26 protein-coding genes and 1 pseudogene are annotated in these 23126 nt (G+C 56.5%); 21 read left to right on the top strand and 6 right to left on the bottom strand.

Features of this window, described 5'->3' with window-relative positions; genetic code table 11:
• The first annotated feature begins 213 nt into the window (after positions 1-213).
• From H573_RS0114880 to H573_RS0114865, 4 genes are read left to right on the top strand one after another with little or no spacing between them, the layout of a single operon-like run.
• Positions 214-1896, top strand: a complete 1683-nt coding sequence (locus H573_RS0114880; RefSeq protein ID WP_027874965.1) for an ankyrin repeat domain-containing protein — start codon at positions 214-216, stop codon at positions 1894-1896.
• The gene (locus tag H573_RS18475; protein ID WP_036256981.1) at positions 1812-2810 is read left to right on the top strand and encodes a hypothetical protein; all 999 of its coding nucleotides are present in this window, start codon (positions 1812-1814) and stop codon (positions 2808-2810) included. Before H573_RS0114880 ends, H573_RS18475 begins: the two co-directional genes overlap by 85 nt.
• Complete coding sequence (locus H573_RS0114870; protein WP_027874964.1) at positions 2807-3265, top strand: hypothetical protein; 459 nt, start codon at positions 2807-2809, stop codon at positions 3263-3265. The genes H573_RS18475 and H573_RS0114870 overlap by 4 nt, the downstream gene beginning before the upstream one ends.
• A 15-nt stretch (positions 3266-3280) precedes the next feature.
• On the top strand, positions 3281-3655 hold the full coding sequence (locus H573_RS0114865) for a PaaI family thioesterase (protein ID WP_027874963.1): 375 nt from the start codon (positions 3281-3283) through the stop codon (positions 3653-3655).
• On the opposite strand, the gene H573_RS0114860 is transcribed toward H573_RS0114865, so the two are convergent.
• A complete protein-coding gene (locus H573_RS0114860) occupies positions 3639-4049 on the bottom strand; it encodes a hypothetical protein (protein WP_027874962.1) in 411 nt (136 codons plus the stop codon). The two genes, H573_RS0114865 and H573_RS0114860, sit on opposite strands and share 17 nt — an antisense overlap.
• Positions 4050-4110: 61 nt before the next feature.
• Positions 4111-4626, bottom strand: a complete 516-nt coding sequence (locus tag H573_RS0114855; protein ID WP_154653921.1) for a winged helix DNA-binding protein — start codon at positions 4624-4626, stop codon at positions 4111-4113.
• Positions 4627-4802: 176 nt separating this feature from the next.
• Between H573_RS0114855 and H573_RS0114850 the strand changes: the two genes are divergently transcribed.
• From H573_RS0114850 to H573_RS0114795, 12 genes are all read left to right on the top strand, one after another.
• Positions 4803-6185, top strand: a complete 1383-nt coding sequence (locus tag H573_RS0114850; RefSeq protein WP_051171352.1) for an aldehyde dehydrogenase family protein — start codon at positions 4803-4805, stop codon at positions 6183-6185.
• Positions 6182-7441: a cytochrome P450 gene (locus tag H573_RS0114845; protein WP_036256979.1), complete on the top strand. Its 1260-nt coding sequence runs from the start codon at positions 6182-6184 to the stop codon at positions 7439-7441. Before H573_RS0114850 ends, H573_RS0114845 begins: the two co-directional genes overlap by 4 nt.
• On the top strand, positions 7438-8268 hold the full coding sequence (locus H573_RS0114840) for an enoyl-CoA hydratase-related protein (protein WP_027874958.1): 831 nt from the start codon (positions 7438-7440) through the stop codon (positions 8266-8268). The genes H573_RS0114845 and H573_RS0114840 overlap by 4 nt, the downstream gene beginning before the upstream one ends.
• Positions 8268-8570, top strand: coding sequence for a 2Fe-2S iron-sulfur cluster-binding protein (locus H573_RS0114835; RefSeq protein ID WP_027874957.1), 303 nt, complete (start codon positions 8268-8270; stop codon positions 8568-8570). Before H573_RS0114840 ends, H573_RS0114835 begins: the two co-directional genes overlap by 1 nt.
• A gap of 10 nt (positions 8571-8580) precedes the next feature.
• Positions 8581-8976: a nuclear transport factor 2 family protein gene (locus tag H573_RS18470; RefSeq protein ID WP_051171351.1), complete on the top strand. Its 396-nt coding sequence runs from the start codon at positions 8581-8583 to the stop codon at positions 8974-8976.
• Positions 8966-9346, top strand: a complete 381-nt coding sequence (locus H573_RS0114825) for a hypothetical protein (protein WP_027874956.1) — start codon at positions 8966-8968, stop codon at positions 9344-9346. The genes H573_RS18470 and H573_RS0114825 overlap by 11 nt, the downstream gene beginning before the upstream one ends.
• Positions 9347-9403: 57 nt before the next feature.
• A complete protein-coding gene (locus H573_RS0114820) occupies positions 9404-11770 on the top strand; it encodes a TonB-dependent receptor (RefSeq protein ID WP_027874955.1) in 2367 nt (788 codons plus the stop codon).
• Positions 11771-11865: 95 nt separating this feature from the next.
• Complete coding sequence (locus H573_RS0114815) at positions 11866-12291, top strand: hypothetical protein (protein WP_027874954.1); 426 nt, start codon at positions 11866-11868, stop codon at positions 12289-12291.
• A 149-nt stretch (positions 12292-12440) separates the two neighbouring features.
• Positions 12441-12830 (top strand): hypothetical protein, encoded by a 390-nt coding sequence (locus tag H573_RS0114810; protein ID WP_027874953.1) that lies wholly within the window; start codon positions 12441-12443, stop codon positions 12828-12830.
• Positions 12831-12852: 22 nt separating this feature from the next.
• On the top strand, positions 12853-13251 hold the full coding sequence (locus H573_RS0114805; protein WP_027874952.1) for a SirB2 family protein: 399 nt from the start codon (positions 12853-12855) through the stop codon (positions 13249-13251).
• A 72-nt stretch (positions 13252-13323) separates the two neighbouring features.
• A complete protein-coding gene (locus H573_RS0114800; protein WP_027874951.1) occupies positions 13324-13920 on the top strand; it encodes a pentapeptide repeat-containing protein in 597 nt (198 codons plus the stop codon).
• Between the two features lie 268 nt (positions 13921-14188).
• A complete protein-coding gene (locus H573_RS0114795) occupies positions 14189-14731 on the top strand; it encodes a porin family protein (protein ID WP_027874950.1) in 543 nt (180 codons plus the stop codon).
• Between the two features lie 23 nt (positions 14732-14754).
• On the opposite strand, the gene H573_RS18465 is transcribed toward H573_RS0114795, so the two are convergent.
• A complete protein-coding gene (locus tag H573_RS18465) occupies positions 14755-15414 on the bottom strand; it encodes a sterol desaturase family protein (RefSeq protein WP_051171350.1) in 660 nt (219 codons plus the stop codon).
• A gap of 180 nt (positions 15415-15594) precedes the next feature.
• Between H573_RS18465 and H573_RS0114785 the strand changes: the two genes are divergently transcribed.
• Positions 15595-17046, top strand: coding sequence for an SLC13 family permease (locus tag H573_RS0114785; RefSeq protein ID WP_027874949.1), 1452 nt, complete (start codon positions 15595-15597; stop codon positions 17044-17046).
• A 48-nt stretch (positions 17047-17094) separates the two neighbouring features.
• Positions 17095-17502, top strand: a complete 408-nt coding sequence (locus H573_RS0114780) for an MAPEG family protein (RefSeq protein WP_027874948.1) — start codon at positions 17095-17097, stop codon at positions 17500-17502.
• Between the two features lie 7 nt (positions 17503-17509).
• On the opposite strand, the gene H573_RS0114775 is transcribed toward H573_RS0114780, so the two are convergent.
• The gene (locus H573_RS0114775) at positions 17510-18343 is read right to left on the bottom strand and encodes an enoyl-CoA hydratase/isomerase family protein (RefSeq protein ID WP_051171349.1); all 834 of its coding nucleotides are present in this window, start codon (positions 18341-18343) and stop codon (positions 17510-17512) included.
• 23 nt (positions 18344-18366) lie between these two features.
• Entirely contained in the window at positions 18367-19128 is a 762-nt protein-coding gene (locus H573_RS0114770; protein WP_036256977.1) for an SDR family NAD(P)-dependent oxidoreductase, read from the bottom strand.
• 180 nt (positions 19129-19308) lie between these two features.
• On the opposite strand from H573_RS0114770, the gene H573_RS0114765 reads away from it, so the two are divergent.
• Complete coding sequence (locus H573_RS0114765; protein ID WP_027874945.1) at positions 19309-19740, top strand: hypothetical protein; 432 nt, start codon at positions 19309-19311, stop codon at positions 19738-19740.
• A 24-nt stretch (positions 19741-19764) separates the two neighbouring features.
• A complete protein-coding gene (locus H573_RS0114760) occupies positions 19765-20184 on the top strand; it encodes a GFA family protein (protein WP_027874944.1) in 420 nt (139 codons plus the stop codon).
• Between the two features lie 55 nt (positions 20185-20239).
• On the opposite strand, the gene H573_RS0114755 is transcribed toward H573_RS0114760, so the two are convergent.
• Positions 20240-22258, bottom strand: coding sequence for a TonB-dependent copper receptor (locus tag H573_RS0114755; protein WP_154653920.1), 2019 nt, complete (start codon positions 22256-22258; stop codon positions 20240-20242).
• Positions 22259-22855: 597 nt separating this feature from the next.
• Here H573_RS0114755 and H573_RS0114750 point away from each other — a divergent pair.
• A pseudogene (locus H573_RS0114750) lies at positions 22856-23126 on the top strand (transposase); the annotation flags it as partial.

Below are 23126 nucleotides of genomic sequence, written 5' to 3'. Positions count from 1 at the left end.
GATCGGGTATGGGTATTGCTTGCTTAAGAGGAGAGTGGCCGGGTCTATCAATAGGGTCTGTGAATAGGGTCTATCAATAGCGGCTGTGAACAGAGCCGAGGGGCCGCGAGTTGACCAAACGGTTGTTGGGCCGCCCTCTAAATTGGGGATTCATCTGCCGTTGAGCGCTGCTAAGATGATTCGCGCCGCTGAAAACTTTCTCTGGGAGCCGCCATGACTCGCATAAATACTTTGTTCTCCAAAGGCTTACTCGCCCTGTGCTTTGCACTGCTCTCCGCCTGTGCCAGCTTCTCGGACTACACCACCGCTGCAAACCAAGGCGATATGGCCTTTATCGACAGCTACCTTGCCGAGGGTGGTGCGGTCGATGAGCGCGATGGCATGGGCTACACCGCCCTGCACCGCGCAGCACAAAGCGGCCGATTGGCGGTAGTGACGCGTTTGCTTGATGCCGGTGCGAACCCCAATGTGGAAATGGGCGAAAGCCAGGAAAATGCCCTGATTGCGGCCGCGGGTGCCAGTGCCAATAGTGCTGACATGGTGGCGGCTCTGCTGCGCAGTGGTGGCGACCCCAATCAGGCCAACGCATTTGGTAAAACGCCACTGTGGGCCGCGGTGAGCATGAATAATGTCGAGGCCGCGCGCCAGCTGATGGATGCCGGTGCCGACCCCGACGTGCAAGTGACTGGCTATACCCCCCTGATGTTGGCCGCTCATAACAAGTACAGCGAATTGGTGCGCTTGCTGCTGGTGCGCGGCGCCGATGTTGAGGTCGTGAGCAATGGCGTTGTGGCTGGTTACAACGCGCTGTACTTCGGCGTTGAGCGCCGCAACTGGCACCAAAAAAGTGGCTGGCAGAGTGCGACCCGACTCGGTCCGGTGGCCGCCTCTCATCGCGGTGTAAACGGTGTTAATGAAGCCTTTTTGCACAGTGAGCAGCAAAAAGTCGTGGATATGTTGCTGGCTGCCGGTAGCGACCCCAATATCCGCGGCAAGTGGACACCGCTGACACGAGCGGCGCGTCAGGGCGCGGATGCAGGGATTGTTGAGTCCCTGTTGCTGGCAGGTGCCGAGGTGGATAAGAAAACCCCCGACGATTACAGCCCCCTGTATCTCGCGTCGGGCTGGAACCGCGACGAGCAGGTTGGCCTGCTATTGGCAGCAGGCGCCGATGTAAATCTGGGCAATGACAATGAATTTGAAACCGCCTTATTCAACGCGGCAAATAACGGCCATGCTGGCCCGGTAAAACGCCTGCTGGCGGCCGGTGCCGATGTTGAGATAACCGATACGGAAGGCTTTTCGCCACTCTATTTGGCCAGCTATGACGGCTATGAAGAAGTGGTTCGACTTCTTCTGGCGGCGGGTGCGAATACTGATACACGCAATGGCAAGGGCGAGTGGAGCCCCCTACATACGGCAGCGGAAAGAGGCCATACCGACGTGGTTCGTGAGTTGGTGGCGGCCGGTGCTGATGTGAATCAACGAAGTAAGCGCGGCTCTACAGCGGTTTACTTTGCGGCGACGTCCGGTAAGAAGGCCGCAAGCGATATTATCAAGATGCTGGCGGTGGCGGGCGCCGATGTTAATGCGCGCTGTGATGGCTATTACGCGTTGCATCTTGCCGCCGACAAAGGTTACTACGACACCGTAAAAACCCTGCTGTCCTATGGCGCCAACCCCAACCTGCGCGACAAAGACAATGATTCGGCGCTGGATATTGCCATGCATCATGGCTACAAAAAACCACAGCCTATATTCAGCAATACGGTGGCCAGACCAACTCCTATAAAAAGTCCAACAGTGGCGATATGTTCGGCAAAATCTTCGCCACAGTGGCGATTGGCGCCATTGCCGGCAGTGCCGATATTCCCATCGAAAACTCGCTGGATGTGATGGGAGCGGCCGTTGGTGATATTTGGGTAGACGATGGCAAGGGCACGCGCCTGGCGCAAATGCAGCAACAGGCTGCTCAGGGCACTTACCAAATTAAAGACCCCGCGCTGCGCCGTTTGGCAGAAACCCGCGTGCAACTTGAGCAGCAAAATCGCGAAATTCAACAGCAGGTTGCGGCCTACAACGCCGAACAAAAGCGTCGCCAGGAAGAACAGCGAGCGCAAATCGCAATGAAGCAGGCCCAGTACGCCGAGCAAAAAGCGGCGTATGAACAACGCCAACGAGAAGCCGCAATAGCGCGCCAGGAAGCTGCCCGAGCGGCAGAGCAGGCACGCCGCGAAGCGGAGCAGCGTCGCCGAGAGCAACAAGCCCAACAGCAAGCCCTGCAACAGCAGGAGGCCGCGCAGGCACGCGAGCGTGAAGCCGCCAAGCGCGCAGCAGAAGCGGCGCGGCCCAAGCCGCGCTCAGGCAGTATTAACAGTGGCCGCATGAACACCGCCGAGAAGGCGAATTGTGATTGTGAGGGAACGCTAACCAAGCAGAACTTTTCCGTTGGCGCGTGCCAAGTGGCCTCGTTGAAGGTGGCCTACGAGGTGAGCCACTTCTTTGGTGAGCCCTTGGTGAAAGGCGACTACAAATGGCAGAAGGGCGGCGCAGAAGATGACTGCCTGCCGAGCGACTTCACCCTATGGCTGAAAATCCAAAATGGCGATGCCTTTGGTTATGTGGAAATCGACCCAGCAATCCCTCGTGCGGGCCAGGTGTCTTTTTCTGGCACCGCCAGCAGCCCCGACTGGGACAGCTTCATCTGCGGTTATCAGGGCGGAACACGCACCGCGTGCTTCGACGCGGAAACCGCGAAAACCCTCTACAAGCAGGGCCGAGTGGTTGGCTTTGAGGTCTCCCACCAATGATCGCCCCCTATGAAGCCCGCGACTGCCAGTATCTGGAGACATGGCAGCTTGGGGATTGGCGCATGAAGGCCTATGGCATTCGCTATGGCGGCGCGCCAATCCAGCCGCAGTTGTTGCGCGCAGCAAAACAGCTAACTGCAGATAGACTGGCAGAGAGCGCCGATGTTAGTGCTCACTATCACGTGGGTTATGTCGGCGTTCATCAGGGTAAAACCGCGCACTTTGTCTTCGTTGATTGGTGGGCCGATGAAAATGAGCTTCACCACCACGTGTACGTGGCACCACTGGAAGACCCAACGGCCTTTCGCTATACCACGCCCTCAGGTTTAATCGCCTGTGTGTGGGATATGAAACTGATGGCCTTTGAGCGCGACGCCTGGGTGGAAACGGTATTGGCAAACCCGGCGGGCAGCGTTGAGGACTACCTGGCTCGACACATGAACGGGCCACTTTAGCGGGAGCATGCGGTAATGGAACACCCCTTTGCAGAACATATCGGTTTGCAGGTGCTGGAGCAGCGCGACGGCTACAGCGAATGTGAACTCACCTTGGACCCCGCCCGCCACATGAACCCCCATCAGGTGGTGCACGGCGCCGTGCTGTATGCGCTGGCTGACACTGGCATGGGGGCGGCGGTGTACCCCGGTTTGGCGGCAGACGAGTACTGCGCCACTGTGGAAATCAAAATTAACTACTTTCGCCCAGCAACGGCTGGCACCGTGCGCTGTGTAACGGCTTTGGTTAATCGTGGGCGCAGCCTTGCTAACCTTGAGTCGCGACTCTACTGCGGCGATAAGCTATTGGCGCAGGCCAACGGCAACTTCGCCATTATTCCCCGCCGCTGAAATCCCCGGATTGGGAGGGGTGAACTGCCCACAGCAGCCGGGCGACCAGGGTCGATAGCACCAGGCCCAGTGAACTCAACAGCCAAACTAAAACTGCGATATCGCGAATCCCGTGCTGGGAGAGGGTTGCCTGCACATTCATGGCGAAGGCAATGGCGGCTATGGGCGAGAGCGCTGCGGCGATGGCGACGGTGGTATAGGGTTTGTGAAATAAAGAACGACTGCGAAAGTAGGGCTTAATGGCCACCGCCAGCACCAGGCCGATCAGGCTGAGCAATACGCCGCATACCCAGGGCGTGATGGCGAGCAGCGAGTCAGAGGGCAGCCACAAGCAGGCCGCTGCGCCGAGAAGGCCCCAGGCGGGTAGCAGTGTGCGGCAGGCAATGGTGAACACAGTAACTCCGATTAGAAATGCATAAAACGCTTACTACGGAGTAGGTCGTTCGGGAGATTTTCTAGGTTCTTACCTTGGAGAACTCTTCATCCATTCGCATAAACATATACACGCCCATGCGGTTCTCGTCGTCGTTGAAGTTGTCGGTGATATTGCGAATCACCTCGCAGGCACTGGCGATCATATCCTCGCAGTGCTGCTTGCCCGCGGGCGTCATGGTGATCAGTTTTTCGCGCCCGGAATTGGGGTCTTCGGTTAGCTCGATGTACTCCAAAGGGGCTTTCGCGAGTGCGCGAAGGGCCTTGGAGACACTGCTGCTGGTAATGTCATACCAGTTGGTCATCAGCCGCACAATTTCTTTGCGATTAATCGACGGCTTACCGCTGCGCTGCATCTCTGAGCGCAGAATCCACATAATCACGGTTTGGTGTCTATCCAGCTGGCCACAGCTCATCAGGCCGGCTTCTATTCGCATGCCTATAGAGAAGTGAATCGGATAGAAATAATCCAAAAACATCCTCGGTGCATTGCTGCTGTTGGCCGGCACATCTTCAAATTTTTGCCATTCCTTGTCCAAGCTGACCTCCAACCTGCTGATTTATAAGGGCATTCTCTTCCTCGAAACAATTTATGTCAAGAATAATAAGCAATAGAAATATTGTTAAATAATTAATAGTGTCGAGTTGACACTATTTCCAAAAGAAAATAATATCGCCCCAACAATAACAAACAGAGACGGATATTCAGGTGGATATGTCTTCGCTTAACCAGGCTTTCGCTGGCCTGCGCGAAGGGGCCTTGGCTTTGCCACACCCCTGCGCGGCACAACGCCGAGATCGTTTGCGTCGCCTAAAGCAGCTTTTGTTAGAGAACGAGACCCGCTTTTGCGAGGCCCTGTCGGAAGACTTTGGCTATCGCTCAGCAGACCAGACGCGCTTTGCCGATATCACCACAACCATCAAGTCGGTGAATCATGCGCTGGATAACCTTGGTTTTTGGATGCAGCCACAGCGTCGCGCCGCCGATTTGAGCTTGCGTATGGGCGGTGGTCGCGCACGCGTTCACTTTCAGCCCAAGGGCGTGGTGGGCATCGTTAGCCCCTGGAATTTTCCGGTGAACCTGGCGCTGTCGCCACTGGTGAGCGCCCTGGCCGCGGGCAACGTTGCCTTTATCAAGCCCTCGGAGCTGACTCCGCGTTGCGCTGAGGTACTGAGCGAAGGGGTTGAGAAGTGGTTTTCACCCCAGGAAGTTAATGTTGCCTGCGGTGATGCCGAACTGGCCCGCGCCTTCGTTAACCTGCCTTTTAATCACTTGATCTACACCGGCGGCGAACGCATTGCCAAATCGATAATGCGCGATGCATCCGAAAAGTTAACGCCGCTTACGTTGGAGCTGGGCGGCAAGTCACCCGTGATTGCCGGGCGCGGCACCAACTTGAGTGAGCTCGCGGAAAAACTCATCTTCGGTAAGTTCTTCAATGCCGGGCAGGTGTGCATTGCCCCCGACTATTTGATGATCGCCGACGAGCAATTACCGCGCCTTATCGCCGAGCTGCGCCGTGCGCTGCACGCGATGGACGGCAATACCGGCCGCGATGCCGTGCAGGTGATCAACGACAACCACCGCCAGCGCCTGCAACGGCTCTGCGAAGATGCCGAGTTCTACGGCGGCAGCATTCACCATCTGGCGGTAGATGGCTCCCCCTATGCGCTGACCCTGGTAGTAAACCCCGGCGAAGATGCGCTGATCCAGCGTGAGGAAATTTTTGGCCCCGTGCTGTTGGTGAATACCCACGACGACTTTAGCGACATGGTAGATGACCTTCGGCATCGGGAATCGCCGCTGGTGTCTTACTACTTTGGCCGCAGCCACGATGAATTTACCCAGTTGCGCGAATCGACCCGCTCCGGCGCGCTGGTAAAAAACGATGTGGTGTTTCAGTACGCCAACGACGATCTGCCATTTGGCGGCGTCGGCAACTCCGGAATGGGTCGTTACCGGGGCATTGACGGTTTCCGCGAATTCTCCCATGCGCGCGCAGAGTTCCACGCGCCAATTCTCGACGTGGCTGCAATGGTGACACCGCCATTTACCGGCCTTTTCTCAACAATAAATAAGATGATGAGGTGGCTATGAGCGCTATCACTGCTGCGCCGCAAAATGCGGCCGACATTCTCGACAATATGTTGTCGCCTGAATGTATCCAAAACCCCTATCCGGTTTACAAGCAACTTCGCGAGCTGGGCTTGGTATTTGGTTTGCGAGACTTCCCTCCCGGCACGGTACCGGGTGTGGATACACCGTTTCCGGCCTGGGTGGTGACCCGCTATAACGACGTCGATTTTGTATTGAAAAACGCCGACCTGTTTTCATCAGAAGACCCAATGCAGGCAAACTCCAGCGCCCCGAGCTTGATGCTGGTGAATCACGACCGGCCACGCCATACCTCACTGCGTAATCTGGCCAAGGCGGCCTTTACGCCGAAACGCATTCACGATGATATCGTCGATCGTCTGCGCGCCGATGTCGCCGGAATCATTGGCGGCATTCAGGGCAAGGAAGTCGACTACATGGAAGCGGTCGCTGGTGTGATTCCCGCACTGGTTATGACCTATCTGTTCGGTTTGCCGAGAGAAGACTACAAAAAGCTCGTCAACTGGGCCAACGCCTTTATGGTGTCGTCAGACTTTACCCCCGAGCAGCGCCTGGCCTGTAACGAAGAGCTGTTCCATTACTTTGTGAATAAGGTCGAACTGCGCGACCGCGCGATCGCCAACGGCGAAGAGGTGCCGGATGATTTGATGTCGGCCTTTATTCGAGCCGAGTGCGATGGCGATGTGCTGACCAAAGACGAAGTGGTGTTGTTCTGCATTACGCTGGTTGTGGCCGGTGCAGAAACCACTACCTACTTCCTCGGCAACCTGATGGGCGTGCTGCTGGAAGACAAGTCATGGTTCGGCAAGCTCAAGCAGGATCGCAGCTTAATTCGTCCGTTTATGGAGGAGTGCCTGCGTCGTGATGGCCCGCCGCAGCGTCTGTTCCGGGTCGTGAAAGAAGACTGCGAAATTGCCGGGCAGCCAATTAAGGCCGGTGAGTGGATCGCTTTCTTTATGGCCGCGGCCAACCACGATGAAAGCATGTTCCCCGAGCCTGAAAAATTCATTATCAACCGCCCCAATATTTCCCGTCACCTGACCTTTGGCCGAGGTATTCACCACTGCCTGGGTGCGCCGCTGGCGCGGGTAGAGGGCGAAATTCTGCTCAACACGTTGCTGGATACGTGCGCAGGTATTGGTGGCTCACTGGATGATTCACGCCGTCAGTCCGGCGGCTTGTTGGCCTACGGTTTTGCCTCATTACCTGTGCGCCTGTTCACGGAGGCCGAGGCATGAGCGACTGGCAGAATTTTTCCCTGAGCACTGAGGGCGGTCTTTACCGCCTCACGCTGGATACCCAGTGCAAGGGCAATGCCTATAACCGCTTGTTTTGGCAGGAGCTTGACGCACTGTTGTGTGAGCTCAAGCAAGATCGCGGCTGCCGAGTGCTGATACTGGATGCCAAAGGCCGCCATTTCGGCGGTGGTATGAATGTGGATTACCTGGCCGAACTCAATGTGAGCAAAGGCGATGATCCCGCCCGCTACAACCATTGGGTACGAGAAAAGGTGCTGTATTTGCAGGCGGTTATCAGCCGTCTTGAAGCGCTGCCGATGCCGGTTATTGGTGTGGCGCGCGGCGCTTGCATTGGTGGCTCGCTGGCGATATTCGCGGCCTGCGATCTGCGCCTGGCCGACAGCAGCGCGTTCTTCTCTATCCATGAAACCAACATCGGCATTATGTGCGACCTGGGCACCATCCAGCGCCTGACCTACCTCTGTGGTGAATCGGCATCGGCGCGCCTGTCGCTGACCGGCGAACGTATCGACGCCGCCGAGGCCAAGCAATTGCAATTGCTGAGTGCCGCACCTAGCGCCCCCGAGGAATTGGACGCCACCGCACAGGCAATGGCAAAGCGTTTATTAAACCTGTCGCCGCTGGCCTTAAGTGGTGTGAAGCGCACCTTGATAGAAGGTCGCGATATGCACTTCTCGTCATCGCTGGCGATGTCCGCCACCTGGAATGCCGGTATGTACACAAGCAGTGAAATTAGCGAAGCCATTGATGCCCAGCGTCAACACCAGCCAATGAGCTATCGCCCGCTGTACGGAGAGGTTGAGTAATGAGAGTAGATGTAAAAGATCGCCAGCAGCAGAGCGGCGAATACCTGGTGGAGGATTTTCAGGAGTTGTTTGACGAGCTGTCATCGCAAATGAAGATCGACGCCCTGTGTGGCGGCTGTTGTTCCTGTGCCACCTGCCACGTGTATGTCGATAAGCCCGACGCTGTTGCGCCCGTGCAGGACGCCGAACAAGAAGTATTGGAAGGCCTGATTCACTACCGTGAAAACAGCCGACTACTGTGCCAGTTGGAAGCGGCGCAAGACATTAACGAGCTCAATATTGAAATCGCCCCCGCTGAATAAGGAGATAATAATGAATAATCTTGAGGTCACCCAGGAAATCTTTGCGCGCTTTGGCGCTCACGATGTCGACGGCATTGTCGAGTTGCTGCACGAGCAGTGCGTCATCGATTTCTACGGCCCGGAAGTGATTCCCTATGCCGGTCACTACGAGGGTTTGGCTGAGTGTCGCGGCTTCTTCGATACGGTGCTGTCGTCGGTGGATATTCATGTGTTTGACGCCGACCAGTTTATCTGTGAAGGGGATCACGTTGTCGTGGTTGGTAAGCTGCGTTTAACCACCAAGCGCGACGGTCGCGAGATAAAATCTCCCTTCGTTCACGTTATTCATTTGCAGGACGGCAAGTGGAAACACTTCCGCGACTTTATGAATACGGCGGTTGCTCAGGAGGCATTTCGTGAGCTTTGAAAACCGCCATCGCCTGGTTTACCACGCTGACTTAGGTCTGTTCCTTGTGCTTGCTGCGCCATGGGTGAACGCGCAGCTACTGACGCTGATATTTTCCTTCGGTAATACCGAGGTCTATCAGGGTAACTCGGCACTGGCAATCAATGCGTTTGTTGGTTTGATGGGTGTACTGGGGTTTGGATTAAGTTATTTGCGCCTGAGCATAGACGATAGTCGCGTCGTCGTTGCTCGCAGTGCACTGGTTAAGGCACTGGCGGCCATGTGGCTGTTCTACGCCTATGCGTGTGGACTGTCGCCGCTGTTTCTTGTGTTGGCGTTAATGGATGCAGGCGCACTGCTGTTACTGCTAAGTAGTTTGCGCCGACGTTAACACCGGCTCGAATTGCAAATTAACTAACGATAAAAAAATAACTAGGGTGAATGAAAAATGAAACAACAGCCCAGAAAACTGGCCTTGTCGCTGTTGGTTGCCGCGGTTACCGCCGCGCAATCAACACAGGCTGCAGAAGGCAATACAACGCGTGGTAGTCGCCTGTTGGAAGAGGTCATGGTGACGGCGCAAAAGCGTGAAGAAGATTCGCAAGACATTCCTATTATGATCAGCGCCTTCGGCGCGGATAAACTCGATGCCTTCGGTATAGAAGCGACGGCCGACCTGCAAAAAATCACACCGGGGCTGACCTTTACCTACGCCTATGGCTACACGGTTATTTACCTGCGCGGTGTGGGAACGGATGCCTTTCTACCGAACGCCGACCCGAGTATTGCTACCTATATAGACGGTATTAACATCGGCCCCAGTCAGGGTAAGCAAGACACCCTCGGCGCTGTTCAGCGGGTAGAAGTACTTAAGGGGCCACAGGGAACCCTGTTTGGTCGCAACGCGACGGGTGGTGCGATTAGTATCGTGACTGAAGATCCGCCGGAGGAGTTTGTCGGCACTCTGAAAACGGAGTTCGGTAACTACAATGCCGAGTCCTACCAGTTGTATATGGGTATGCCAATTACCGACAGCATCGGTGCCACGGTATCGCTGTTTAAAAGTCATCAGGACCTCTACGGCCGCAACGAAGTGTTCGGTGAGCCGGGGCCAATGCGCGACGAATTTGCCGAAGGCGCGCGGGTAAAAATTCGCTGGGATATCAGCGACACCTTTAACGCCACCCTGATCGGTTCCTACGGCAACCAGTTCACCAGTAACTCACTGTCGCAGGAAAACACGCGGCCATCGCCCGTGTTGTTGGCCGGTGTTGAGCCCGACGAGCGCGACCGTGTCTGGCACAACAACAAGCTCGGTGGTAACTCCACCATGAACGAGCTTTACGGTGGTATTTTTGAGTGGCTGCCGGGCCCGGTGGATGTGAAGTTCATCTACTCTGAAAACTACGCCGATGTTGATGAAGCTCACTATGACCTGGACTCCACCGAAACGTCGGAGGCCTACTTCTACAGCGCCGACCAGTTCAACAACCAGAAAACCTACGAATTGCAGGTGCTTTCTAACGAAGACACCTGGTTATCTGAGCATGTTGAATGGGTAGCGGGCTTGTACCGTTTGGAAGGCGAGGGCGGTTTCGGCAGCTTGTACCTAACGCTTAACCCACTCGGCTTAGCGACGAACCTGGTGGGCTTGCCACTGCCTGATTTACTCGAGCCAATCCTCGGCCCCATTATCAACCAAAGCCCGGATGTGGTGCTGGGTAATGGCGGTATTCTTACTACCGAGTCCAACTCGGCCTATATGCAGGCGACGTGGTTTACCACCAGCTGGCTGAACCTGACCGCCGGTGTGCGCTACCAGGAAGAGACTCGCGGTATTACGAATAGCTACCTCGATGTGGTGAACCCGCTGGTGGGCAACCCGCCCAACGAGTACTACAAGTCGGGTGATCAGTCGCAGAATATTCGCCTGGCGGATTTCAGCGCGCCCGATCTGGAAGAAAAAACCTTGTCGCCGCGTTTGGCTGTGCAGCTTTTCCCCACTGAAAATCTGCAAATTTTCGCCTCGGCGCAGCGCGGCTATAAGAGCCCGACTTACAATATCGTGAATTTCTTCACCGACCCGAATCCGGTGGAGCGCGAGGAAGTTACCGCCTTTGAGCTCGGCTTTAAATCTGACCTGCTCGATGGCGCGCTGCGTTTGAACGGCGCAGTGTTTAAAACCAAAACAGAGGGACTACTGACCGCCTTGGTGGCCATTCCGTCGGGCGGTATTGTGAGTTTCCGCAACGCCGGAACCGCCGAAATTGAAGGTGCTGAAGTGGACTTCCAGTGGCAGCCAATGCCCAACTGGAATGAAGGGCTGGTAATCACCGGCGGCGCGACCTACCTCGATGCGTACTACACCGAGTACAAAGACGGTGCGGGTTTTGACGACGATACCGGCTTGTACTTCGGCCCCGACAGTCTGCTAGGGGATACCTCGCGCGACTTCTCGGGTAACCGCATTGTGCGCACACCGCGTTTGACCTCAAGCTTGTCGTTGAATCAGTTTATTCACGCCGGCGATTGGGGCGCGTTTGAAGTGGGTGTGGATTACTACTTCAACAGCGGCTTTAACACCACCGCACAAAACTCTCCCCACTACGAGCAGGATCAGTACGAGCTGTGGGATGCGCGCCTGTCCTATTTCTACGACCCACTGGGCATTCAAATCACCGGCTTTGTTCGCAATGCCAAAGACAAAGAATATGCCCAAGCCATTATTCAGCAGGACTTTGGCCGCACCGAAACACTGGCGCCACCCAAAACCTATGGCGTGAAGCTGAAGTGGGACTTCGACACCTTGTTCTAAGCATGTTGTAGGGCGTGTGCCCAACTAGCGTTTTGCCGGGATCCCTGCTTGCACATCCCGGATTTTTCCATCATCCAATAACAAGAGGAATCGCTATGAAAACGTTAACTACTCACCTTGCGGGTTTGCTCGCTGGCGTCACACTGTGTGTTGCCAGCGCATCGGCGCAAGCGCAGCAGGGCCTGTTGGCGATCTTGCCGATCGGTGGCGGGGCGCCGTCGCTGTCTGCACTCGATCCCGTGATCATGCCGCTGACCGATGCCGGCGTGCTGCCACGCGGTTTGCAGAATATGGACCTGTTAATCGGTGTGGGCATGGAAGTGCTCACCAATGAAAATGGCCCTATGGATACGCTGGGCGGCCTCGGCGGGCCAATCACTGCTCAATTTGTGCCGGTGTTGGATGTGCTGATGACTGACCCCGGCAACACCCCCAACTATTTGTTCTTTGAGGGCGGCACCATCATTGGCCCCAACCTCGCTATTCCGTTTGATATTCCCTTGGTTAACGCGCCGCTGTAAGCGGCGATAACCACCCCTCCACTCCAGTGTGACCTTTGCCAGCGCTGACCCCGCTGGCCTTTTTTTGCCTGCCATTTTCTCCGTCACGCCTATTGAGGCGCTGTGCGTTCTGGGTTTCACTAAGCGCAGCACGGTGTCGGGGTGGGCAAATGATCATTGCGCGAAAAACAGCTTACTTGATTGCTACGGCCATTCTTGTTGCTGCGGGAGCGCTTTACCTCGGGCGCGGCGCTGATACCTCCCCCGGCGCGGTAACGCCCACACCAACAGGCCAACAACGCAGCGAGAAAAGCGTTCGTCACCAGGCGCTGGTGCAAAGCCCCAGAGGTGATGCGGGCCAAACAACCGAGGGTTTGACCGACATGCAGCGTCGAGCCCAGCAGCGCGAGCAGGCATTCACGGCGGCGTTTACGGCGTGGTATCAACCACCCGCCGAGTGCGAAGACATCCAGTCAGATGCGCAAATGCTGAAATGCGCCAGCGATAAATTGGCCGCCAAGCGCCGCTTCCGCCAACACTATGAGGCGGCGGAGCCCTAGGCTGCGTGGAGGGCAAGTCAATATGGATTACTCACTGATCAAGGCACTTCACATCAGCGCGGCGCTGAGCAGCTTTGCATTCTTTTTGCTGCGCGCCACGTGGTCACTGCGTGCCTCGCCTATGATGCAGCGGCGGTGGGTGCGGGTGTTGCCCCATGTGCTCGACACCTGCCTGCTGGCGCTGGGTGTCAGCCTGATGATTATGCTCAGTGCCTGGCCGCAGCAAACCCCTTGGCTGGCGGCAAAGCTTTCGGCCTTGCTGCTGTACATCGTTCTGGGCAGTGTCGCGATAAAGCGCGGTCGCAGCCCCGCGCAAAAGGCCGTTTTCGCCGCGTTGGCGGCGCTGGTCTTTCTCTACATGCTCAGCGTCGCGTTTAGCCATAACCCGCAGGGCTTCTTTGCCCTATTAAAACTGCAATAAGCCGTTTGTGCCTTGTGATGCCGTGGGTAGCAGGGCAGCATTGTCCTCCACTTTCACCAGACGAGCGCCGCAATGACCGCCTTTACCGACAGCAGCTACTACTCAGAGACCTTCTCTGAGCTTGAGATGCAGGATCAATGCATCGAGGGTGTGGAGTTTGAGGGCTGTTACTTCAAACAGTGCAATTTCTCTCAGGCCAGTTTTCAGCGCTGCAATTTTGTCGACTGCGAATTTGAACAGTGCGACCTCAACTTACTGGACCTTGGCTACAGCAAGTTTTCAGACAGCCTGTTTCGCGACTGCAAAATGCGCGGCGTGGATTGGTCGAAAGTTTCCTGGCCACGGGTATTGTTTGCCGCGCCGGTGCAGTTCTTTCAGTGCCTGTTAGACGACGCCTCGTTTTACGGCCTGCAGTTACCGGAATTGGTCGTGGAAGACTGCCGGGCCTGTCGCGCAGATTTTCGCGAGGCAGATCTGAGTCAGGCCAGTTTTCAACGCAGCGATTTAAGCGGTGCGCAGTTTTCAAAAACCATTCTTGAGCGTGCAGATTTTCGCGATGCGCAGAATTATCACATTGATATTTTTCACAATCGCATCAGCGGCGCAAAATTTAGTCGCTACGAAGCGCTTAGCCTGCTCGACAGTTTGGAAATTGAACTGAGTGACTAGCATTTTTCGCTAAAAAATCCGGTTTTTTCCGCGCATTGATTCACCGTTTCAATACTAATTATTGCTGCGCTGAATGCGTAAAATGTATGTATGATCGCGACATAAATAATGCGGTAGAATTTGGCCGTTTTTCCCTTGCGATCCGCTTTTTCAATCTATATCGTGCCCGACAAATTTGCTGTCTGTCGGTGACGCGCTGCGTGTATCACGTGCCGCATAAGCGACCGGGCAGCGTGCTCATTCCCTAGCGATGTAGAAGGAAAACACCATGCGTAACACATTTTCTGCTCTGGTTCTGGCAAGCGGTATTGCTGCAGCGTGCCCGGCGCTTGCTGAAGAAGACCGTTATTTTGGCGCCGCGGCGGGACAATTCACCGTATCTGAAAGCGGTGAAGAAGCGGAGCCGGCGTTTGCCTTTTTGCGCTATGGCATGGAATTTAACGACTATCTAGCGGCCGAGGTTCGCGCCGGTATGGGGCTGGGCGATGACAGTGTTAACGTCGACGGCACGGCGGTTCAGACTGAGCTTAAGCAACTGCTCGGTGCCTACCTGAAGGTCGGGCTTCCGATTACCGACAGCATTTACCCCTACGCTCTGCTAGGCGCGTCACACACCAAGTTCAATGCCTCGGTGGCACAGCGCCTTGGTCGCGAAACGGTTAGCGAAGAGCGCGACAGTGTTTCCTACGGTTTGGGTGTGGCATTTGAGGTAAGTGACTTGCTGGCTATTACGGTTGAGCAAATCCGCTACACCGATAAAGACGAGCTGGAAATGGACGGCCTGAGCATCGGCTTCAGCCGCAACTTCTAAACGTTGGCGGGCGCAACGCCCGCCTATTGCCGCGTTTTTAGCAGGTAGTCAAAAATGGGCAGCGTGATATTAAAATTGCACGCTGCCATTTTGTCGCGCCGGTGGTGAACACGGTGGCTGTGCCGCAGTGATCGCCAGCCGGGAATGCAGGCAAATACCCGTTCCGCCGCAGCGCCCTCGGGAATGTGATAGCTAAAGTGCAACACCTCGTACAACAGATAGCCGCCAATCGCAGCAATGACATAAAGGTAGGCAATGTTCGGGCTGGCAATCTGGCTTAACACCAGCGCCCCGGGTATTGCCAAACCGACAGTAAACGCCACGATCAAATAGCTGGGAAACAACACCACGCGCCAGTCCCGCGAGTTGGCGTAGTCCATATCGTCGTGCAGAAAAAAGCTGTGATGATCGCCCGTGTGACGTTTGTAAAATAATCCGCCCAGCCGGGTTTTACGGTGTCCCAGCCAGCGATGGGCGTAGTACTCGGCAAAGTTCACCAGTATTAAGGTAATCGGCAGCGCCAGGTACTCGGCAGGCGAGGGCTGCTCAGTTTGCATCACGGCGTAGGCGATCACGGCCAAACCCATCGCTGCCACACTGAGCATGTGCAGCCAGCCGGAATAGTAGGGGCTGATGTCGCGGCGGTAGCGCTCTCGAAACGCCAGCATGGCATCGCGTTGCATGGTGTCTTCTCCTATAAAGCTGCTCAGAGCATAGCTATTGAAGTGGGGCTTGGGTAGTGGCTTACGAGAGTTGTTCGAGGCACCGATTTTCTATCTTGAACATGGCACGCGCTGGGCGGTAGTGGAAGTGGCGGCAGGCCGTTACTATAAGCCTTTGTTTTGTCGCCATGGATTCCGCCAGTGCCGAGTCAACCTGCTGATACCCCATCGCCTGCCAGCACCCTGCGCCGCGTTGCGCTGGTACTCGGCCCTGGCTTGCTGGTTGGCGCGATGCTGTTGCCTGCACCAGCAGGGATGAGCGACTCCGCCTGGCTGTGTGCGGCGCTAGCACTGTGGATGGCGCTGTGGTGGGGCACCGAGGCCATTGCCATTCCCGCTACGGCGCTGCTGCCACTGCTGTTAGCACCGATCATCGGTCTGTCGCCACTCAAGGCGGTGGCGGCGGCCTATGCCCACCCCATTGTGTTTTTATTTATGGGCGGTTTTATGCTCGGCTTGGCCATGCAGCGCTGGCAACTGCACCGGCGTTTGGCGCTGATTATTCTGTGCCGGGTGGGCGCCGAGCCGCGTCGGCAAATTGCCGGCTTTATGGTCGCTACTGGCTTTTTAAGTATGTGGGTAAGCAATACCGCCACCTCGGTAATGATGCTGCCGATAGCGATGTCGGTGATTGGTCTGCTGCCGGAATCGCTGGGCGCGGCCAGACGTAACTACGCTATCGCGCTGTTGTTAGCCATTGCCTACAGCGCCAGCATTGGCGGCATGGCTACTCTGATTGGCACGCCCCCCAATGCCTTGCTCGCTGCCTACCTGCAAAATAGTCACGGTATTGAGGTGGGCTTTGCCCAGTGGATGGGGCTGGCCCTGCCACTGTCGCTACTTATGTTAGCGATCTGCTGGCGGCTATTATGCCGCCGTGACTTTAGCGGCGTTGCCGACTACAGCAATGCCGATATCAGCCGGCAGGCGCTGATTGAGATGGGGCCGATCACCACTGCCGAGCGCCGCGTGGCCATTATATTTTGCGCCGCCGCTGTGGCGTGGATCGGTCGTCCCTTCGCCCAGCAACTGCTGCCGGGCTTAAGTGATACCGGCATTGCAATGGCGGCGGCGCTGAGCTTGTTTGTGATTCGCTCCGGTGTGCCGGGCAGCGCACTACTGGACTGGAAAACCACCGAAAAACTACCCTGGGGTGTACTGCTGTTGTTCGGCGGTGGGCTTGCGCTGGCGGCGCTGATTGGCAGCTCGGGGCTGGCAGAGTGGATCGCCAGCCGTTTTGAACAACTGGCGGCGCTGCCGCTGGCGCTGGTATTGCTGTTGATAGTGAGCGTAATGATCTTCCTCACCGAGCTAACCAGTAACACCGCCACCACGGCCGCGTTTTTGCCACTGCTCGGTGCACTGGCGGTGGCCCAGGGAATCTCACCTCTGCTGTTTTGCTGCGCCGCTGCCTTGGCGGCCTCTTGCGCGTTTATGATGCCCGTGGCCACCCCGCCTAACGCGGTTGTTTTTGGCAGTGGCGAGTTGGAAATTCGCGATATGATGCGTGCTGGCTTTGCCCTTAATTTGGTGGGTATTGCGTTGGTGTCACTGTGTAGTTACGGTGTTATCGCGCTGCTATGGCTGGCTTAGCAAAGCGATTACGACGCGCGCATTCACAACAACGATAACGAGGTATACATGAATATTCCGATGATCTGCATCGCGGTGCTGGGGCTGCTGTGTTTTGTGCTGGGTTTAAACGTCAGTATTGCGCGCACCAAGGCTAAGCGTGGCAGCGGCTGCCCCACCGACCCGAAAGACCCACTGCACAAAGCCATTCGCGCCCACGCCAACACGGTTGAATACGCACCCGCGCTGATGGTGTTGATCTACATTGCCAGTCAGGCGCAAATGGCCTTGTGGGTCATGTGGACCATGGTGGTGGTCACCGCCTGCCGCATTCTATTTGTGCTGGGTATTCTCACCACGCGCACCATGGCGCGCCCCAACCCGATGCGGTTTATCGGCGCACTCGGCACCTATGCGGGCGGTATTGCGCTGGCGGTTGAGGTGCTGTTTCAAGCGTTGGGCTGGCGGGTAATGTAAGCCGACCCTAGTCATCAAAGAGCGGCGGCCGTTTTTCAAAAAAGGCCGCTGCTGCCTCTTCAACATCCCCGCTTAAACCGTTCAAAATCTGATTGCGATTCTCCAGTTGCAGCGCCTGCTGCAGTGACTGGGCGTTAAGGTTTTCCCACATTGCCTGCTTGGTCGAAATCAAGCCATAGGGGCTGAATTCAGTGAGCGAGCGCGCCAGTGCCCGGGCTTCCTCGGTCAGTGCGTCATCGCTGGCCAGGCGGGTGACTAAGCCCCATTGCTCGGCGCGCTCGGCATCGACAACACGGGCGGTCAACATCATGTCGTGGGCGCGACTGGCACCGATCAAGCGCGGCAGGGTATAGCTCACGCCAAAGTCGCAACCGGAAACCCCCAGGCGAATAAACTGGCTGCAAAAGCGCGCCGAGCTTGCCGCTATGCGCAGGTCGCAGGCCAGTGCCAAGGCTAGTCCGCCACCGTAGGCGTGGCCGTGCACGGCGGCAATAATCGGCTGCTGAATGCGGCGCATCAGCAGTGCAATACCCGCCATGTATTCCTGGGCGCGCATACCGGCGCGGCTTCCGGCTTTGATCTCGCCAATGGTGTCGCGCAGGCTGTCCGGGTTGTTTTGGTCGAGTAAATCCAGGCCTGCACAGAAGGACTTGCCGGCGCCGCTGAGAATAATCACCCGCACGCGGTTGTCCTGGTCAAGCAGGTGCAAAGCGGCCTTTAGCTCGCGCATCAGTTTCCAGCTCAGCGCATTGCGGGATTCCGGGCGGTGCAGTTGCAGCTCGACGACCTGGCTTTCCAGTGGCGTGATGCGCAGGCAGTTAAAGTCGGGGTAGTTGTTCATCGTGCTAATCCTTTTACGCTGCTTTACAGCACCATAAAGCCGCCGTCGGCGACGACGGTACTGCCCGTGGTGTAGCGCCCTAGGTCGCTGGCCAAATACAGTACCGGGCCAAGAATTTCGTCCGCGTCGGCAATACGTTTTTGTAAATTGCTCTGCAGGGTGGCCTCTTCAAAGCCCGGTACCTGGAAGCTGTTTTTCACCATGTCGGTCAGGTAAGTGCCGGGGGCCAGCGCGTTAACGCGAATGTTCTTATCGGCCCACTCGGCGGCCATCACTTTTGTCATGGCATTCAGTGCGGCTTTGGTGGTGGCGTAAAAGCCCATCAGTGCCGAGGGCTTTAAACCGCTAACAGAGATGACATTAATAATGCTGCCGCCACCGCTTTCCGCCATATGGGGCGCCAGCCGCGAAGCCAAATACCAAGGCCCCTTCAGGTTCACATCCACCATTTTGTCGAACATGGCGGGCTCCAGTGCCGATAGCTCGCCAAAGGCGGGGTTAATGCCAGCGTTATTGATCAAAATATCCACCTTGCCCATCGCCTCCAGTGCTTGGCTGATTAAGGCGTCGAGGCTGGCGCAGTCGCCAGCGTGGGCAGCAATGGCCACGGCGCGGCGGCCGCAGGCGCGCACTTCCTCGCAAACGGCTTCGCAGGCCTCCAGCTTGCGACTGGCCACAATAATATCGGCGCCGGCTTTCGCCAGGCCGAGGCTCATGGCGCGCCCCAGGCCGCGACTGCCGCCGGTAATTAACGCGACTTTGCCGCTGAGATCGATGTTGTGCATGGTGATGGCTCCCTGTTTTTATCGTTAGTGGGCTGCGACCATAGTAGGTGGCAAAGTGGCGGCCCGCCAATGGCAGAGTCGGCCAAGCTGTTAGCCACACTACCGACCGTGCTATAAACCTTGGCAGTGCCACTACCTTCAGTTTCGGGCAGCGCCAAACTGCCGCCAAAGGATATATTCATGTCTGCACCGTTATACGATGAGATTCACTGCCTCACCCTAAATCTGCTGCGCGCCGCGGAGGGCAACGACCGCAAGGGCGAGGCCAAAGCCTTTCAGGCCTTAAAGGCGCTGTGCGCAGACAATGCCGACACCGAGGCCGACCACCCCCTGCAATGGGAGGCCTTGGGCGATTTTTCCAACAACGTGGAGCAGGCCATTACCGCCTACGAAACCGGCTTAGCCTGCGCCGAGCGCGCGGGCCTGGATGAATATATCGCCTCATTAAATTTCGCCCTGGCAGAAGTGTTTGCCGAGCAGCAAGACATAGCGCGGGCGTTAACGCATGCCCAGCAGGCCAGTGAGCTGAGCGAACAGCTCGACGACAGCAAGTTTGCCGAGGCGGTCAGCGAACTGGTGGCGCAACTGGAACAGGCGACAACCGAGCAGTGAAACTACCCCAAAAAGGAGAGTGTGATGGCCAGTGAAACGCAGCAACAAGGCAGTTGTTTATGTGGCAAGGTGTCGGTGTTTGCCACTCCATCCTCTATGCATATCGATGCCTGCCACTGTGACATGTGTCGCCAGTGGGGCGGCGGGCCGCTATTGGCCGTGGAGTGTGATGGCGAGGTGCGGTTCAGCGGTGAGGAATATATCAGCCGTTATCAGTCTTCTGAGTGGGCCGAGCGCGCCTTTTGCAGCCAGTGCGGCACCCACCTGTTTTATCGATTAACGGCCGACAATCATTACGCTCTGCCGGTGGGCTTGTTTGGCGATGTGGACTGGCAATTTAGCAAGCAGATCTTCATCGACCAAAAACCAACCTACTACGCGTTTGCCAATGTCACCGAGAAGTTGACCGGCGAAGAAGTATTTGCCGCCTACGCTGCTAAGTAGCGTTGCTCCGGCGGCAAAAAAAGCACCCGCGGCGCAATGCCAGCGGGTGAAGGGGTTAGAATTGATAGCGCGCCTTGATCCAGTACTGGCGTCCGGGTTCGTTCACGCGAACGGCCGTTGGGTCGAAGGGGTCAGATGAGGCGGTGTTAACGTGGTAGGCGTAGTTCTTATCCGCCACGTTTTCCACACCGGCTTCCAGCGATAGCGCGTCGGTCACTTCCCAGTTCCCGTAGATATTCACCACACCGAAACCGGCAGTTTCTTCCGGTACATCGTTGTCGACATCAATACGGTTTTGACGGTCGGCAACAATCCACTGAACGCCCACCGACCAGTCTTCGCGCTGATAATCAACATGGGTGGTGGCTTGCAGCGGCGAGATAGTCGCCAGGTCGCCGTTGTCGCCTTCACCCTCGGTATAGGCAATACCCACCCGCGCAGATACGCCGCCAAACAGTGGTTTGCCCGCCTCCAATTCCACGCCGCGCAACTGGGCGTTGGTGTTGCGGTACAGGGTGGAAGTGCCGCGATTGTAGCGCTCGATGTAGTCGGTCACTTCGTCCCAGTACACCGTGGCCGACCAGTGGCTGTCGCCCTGGCGAGACAGCAAGGTCAGGTCTAGCTGCTGGTGAATTTCCGGGTCGATATTGGGGTTGCCCACCCAGCTCTTGCCCATGGCGCTGCGGGCAATAAAGTTCTCGCTGGCATCCGGGTGGCGAACCGAGCGGCTAAGGTTGGTGCTAAACAAGGTGCTTTCGCTCAGCTTGCGGTCCCAGCCCAATACCAAGCCCAGGTCGTTAGTAGTGGCCTTGTTGCTGCGCGTACCGTAGTTAGCCTGATAAAGGTTGGCGGGGGTGGCCGCGCCCATCATGCCGGCGGGTTTTTCGCTGGAGGTAGCCTCTGAGCGGAATTGGTCATAGCGCACGCCTACACGAAGCTCATCCACCGCGTTCAGCTCGTAGTCCAGTTCGGCAAACAGGCCCGTTAGGCGCTGCTCAATATCGGGCCACATGCGAGACACCAGCATATCGAAGCTGCCGTCTTTGCCGGCATCCATAAACAGGTCGGCACGGCGGTCGTTGGCGCGGTGGTCGATACCCACTCGCCATTCGCTGTTGTCGCCATTTAGCGTGGCCATAAAACGGCCGCCCCAGGTGTCAGATGAACTGGGCGCTGCCATGCTGTTGGGCATCGCATTGCGCGGGCGTAGCGTGTAATTGTCCATCAAGTGCGTAACATCGCTGCGATACAGGTTCAGCGACAGCGCATCTACCGGGCCAATCGAGGCGTTGTAATCCCACTTAAAGCGGCTGGTGGTGGAATCGGCATAGGGCGCGTCCATGCCGTTCCCGGCATAGAACAGGTCTTCCTCATTGGCCACTTCGTGAGAGGCTTCAAGATAGTGGTTGCCGATATCGCCACCCACAATCACGCCAAAGCTGTTGGAGTCAAAGGCCGACGACACGGTGTTGCCGTCACCATCATCGTAGTTGTCCGATTCAATATTCTCGCCGAATACGCGAACGAAGCCGCGGTCATTGCCTGCGGCAAAATCCACCGCTGCGCTGCGCAGGTCTGAGTTGCCGGTGTAGCCAAGGCGAACATTGCCGCGATAACCGCTTTCATCAAACTCCGGGCGCTGGTGTTCAAACAACAGCGTGCCGCCGCTGCCGCCAGCGCCGTAAATCACCGAGCGATTGCCCTTAATCACCGAAACCTGATCAAAACTGTCAAAGCCGACATAAGTGGTGGGTGGGTCCATGCGGCCGGGGCAGGCGCCGTAGTTAAACGCGCCATCGGAAATAATATTCAAACGGTTCTGGCTCTGGCCGCGAATAATTGGCTCAAAGCCACGACCGCCGCGCCGCGTGGCACTCATGCCCGTTACCGAGCGCAGCAACTCACCGGCGTCGTGCACCGGCTTGGTGAGCGGCGCATCGCTAAAAATCTGATCCGCTGTCGGGTCCAGGTCGCGCTCAGCCGTCACCTCAACCAATTCAATGGCCAAGTCGTGGTTGGCCAAACCGAGTGCGGGCGCCATCGCGAACGCCGTCAGTAAACATTGCTTCTTCACAGAAAAATCGCCTAATTATAGATGTCGGCAATAGTCTAATGACTGACTCAACGCCTGAGGATGTGACATGGTGTCGCACCAAACCCGCCGCAAAACGCAGAGGTCACCAATTAAATTTATAAATAAAAAGACGCTTGGCGGTTAGCGCATCGATAATTCGCCGGTTCCAAGCCGCCAAAGAGTGTGGAATACTCAATGCAGCGTGAGTACCTGGTTATGGCGCTGCAGGCCGCAGCAAAACGCCACCGCGTACTTAAGAATGGAAGCAATAAGTGACTACGGCATGGATCTGAAGCCCTCCTTAAAGCACACCCCCAGCAAGCCCGCACCTGGCGTACTTTGCCATTGTTCTCGTGAAGCGTTCACGTTGCTCTGGCGGGCACGGTTTGAGTTGAGAAAATTCAACGCCAGTTCAGTAGGTTGCAAGTCTAAGCGAATCAAGATCGGCGATTGTCGTGAATTATCGATAATTATTATGAGGATGAGTTCCGTACTAACAGGCTGTTATGTGTGATGAGCGAGTTAAGAAACGACTGAATCGCCCCCAGTTTGCTAGACACCTTTTAGCCATAGAAAATGGCACAAAGAGAGGTGTTTATGAGCAAGCAGCGTTATCCAGAAGAGTTCAAGATTGAAGCGGTTAAGCAGGTCACGGTATCGGGTCACAGCGTAGCCGATGTGGCCCAACGGCTAGGCACAACAACTCATAGCCTTTACGCATGGATTAAGCGTTACGGCCCTAACTCAGAAGCGCATCGCAAGGAGTCCGATGATGCTGCGGAGATCCGACGTCTACAGAAGGACTTGAAGCGCGTTACTGAAGAGCGTGACCTGTTAAAAAAAGCCGCGGCGTACTTCGCAAGCCACC

The organism is Neomelitea salexigens DSM 19753 (assembly GCF_000422345.1).
Classification (GTDB): Bacteria; Pseudomonadota; Gammaproteobacteria; order Pseudomonadales; family Spongiibacteraceae; genus Spongiibacter; species Spongiibacter marinus_A.
The sequence above is the reverse complement of the archived record's forward strand: the minus strand, read 5'-3'. Positions and strand labels throughout refer to the sequence as shown.

Coding starts and splice junctions, on each gene's coding strand:
- H573_RS0114880 (WP_027874965.1), top strand. CDS start 214: ATGACTCGCATAAATACTTTGTTCTCCAAAGGCTTACTCGCCCTGTGC.
- H573_RS18475 (WP_036256981.1), top strand. CDS start 1,812: ATGTTCGGCAAAATCTTCGCCACAGTGGCGATTGGCGCCATTGCCGGC.
- H573_RS0114870 (WP_027874964.1), top strand. CDS start 2,807: ATGATCGCCCCCTATGAAGCCCGCGACTGCCAGTATCTGGAGACATGG.
- H573_RS0114865 (WP_027874963.1), top strand. CDS start 3,281: ATGGAACACCCCTTTGCAGAACATATCGGTTTGCAGGTGCTGGAGCAG.
- H573_RS0114850 (WP_051171352.1), top strand. CDS start 4,803: ATGTCTTCGCTTAACCAGGCTTTCGCTGGCCTGCGCGAAGGGGCCTTG.
- H573_RS0114845 (WP_036256979.1), top strand. CDS start 6,182: ATGAGCGCTATCACTGCTGCGCCGCAAAATGCGGCCGACATTCTCGAC.
- H573_RS0114840 (WP_027874958.1), top strand. CDS start 7,438: ATGAGCGACTGGCAGAATTTTTCCCTGAGCACTGAGGGCGGTCTTTAC.
- H573_RS0114835 (WP_027874957.1), top strand. CDS start 8,268: ATGAGAGTAGATGTAAAAGATCGCCAGCAGCAGAGCGGCGAATACCTG.
- H573_RS18470 (WP_051171351.1), top strand. CDS start 8,581: ATGAATAATCTTGAGGTCACCCAGGAAATCTTTGCGCGCTTTGGCGCT.
- H573_RS0114820 (WP_027874955.1), top strand. CDS start 9,404: ATGAAACAACAGCCCAGAAAACTGGCCTTGTCGCTGTTGGTTGCCGCG.
- H573_RS0114815 (WP_027874954.1), top strand. CDS start 11,866: ATGAAAACGTTAACTACTCACCTTGCGGGTTTGCTCGCTGGCGTCACA.
- H573_RS0114810 (WP_027874953.1), top strand. CDS start 12,441: ATGATCATTGCGCGAAAAACAGCTTACTTGATTGCTACGGCCATTCTT.
- H573_RS0114805 (WP_027874952.1), top strand. CDS start 12,853: ATGGATTACTCACTGATCAAGGCACTTCACATCAGCGCGGCGCTGAGC.
- H573_RS0114800 (WP_027874951.1), top strand. CDS start 13,324: ATGACCGCCTTTACCGACAGCAGCTACTACTCAGAGACCTTCTCTGAG.
- H573_RS0114795 (WP_027874950.1), top strand. CDS start 14,189: ATGCGTAACACATTTTCTGCTCTGGTTCTGGCAAGCGGTATTGCTGCA.
- H573_RS18465 (WP_051171350.1), bottom strand. CDS start 15,414: ATGCAACGCGATGCCATGCTGGCGTTTCGAGAGCGCTACCGCCGCGAC.
- H573_RS0114780 (WP_027874948.1), top strand. CDS start 17,095: ATGAATATTCCGATGATCTGCATCGCGGTGCTGGGGCTGCTGTGTTTT.
- H573_RS0114775 (WP_051171349.1), bottom strand. CDS start 18,343: ATGAACAACTACCCCGACTTTAACTGCCTGCGCATCACGCCACTGGAA.
- H573_RS0114770 (WP_036256977.1), bottom strand. CDS start 19,128: ATGCACAACATCGATCTCAGCGGCAAAGTCGCGTTAATTACCGGCGGC.
- H573_RS0114765 (WP_027874945.1), top strand. CDS start 19,309: ATGTCTGCACCGTTATACGATGAGATTCACTGCCTCACCCTAAATCTG.
- H573_RS0114760 (WP_027874944.1), top strand. CDS start 19,765: ATGGCCAGTGAAACGCAGCAACAAGGCAGTTGTTTATGTGGCAAGGTG.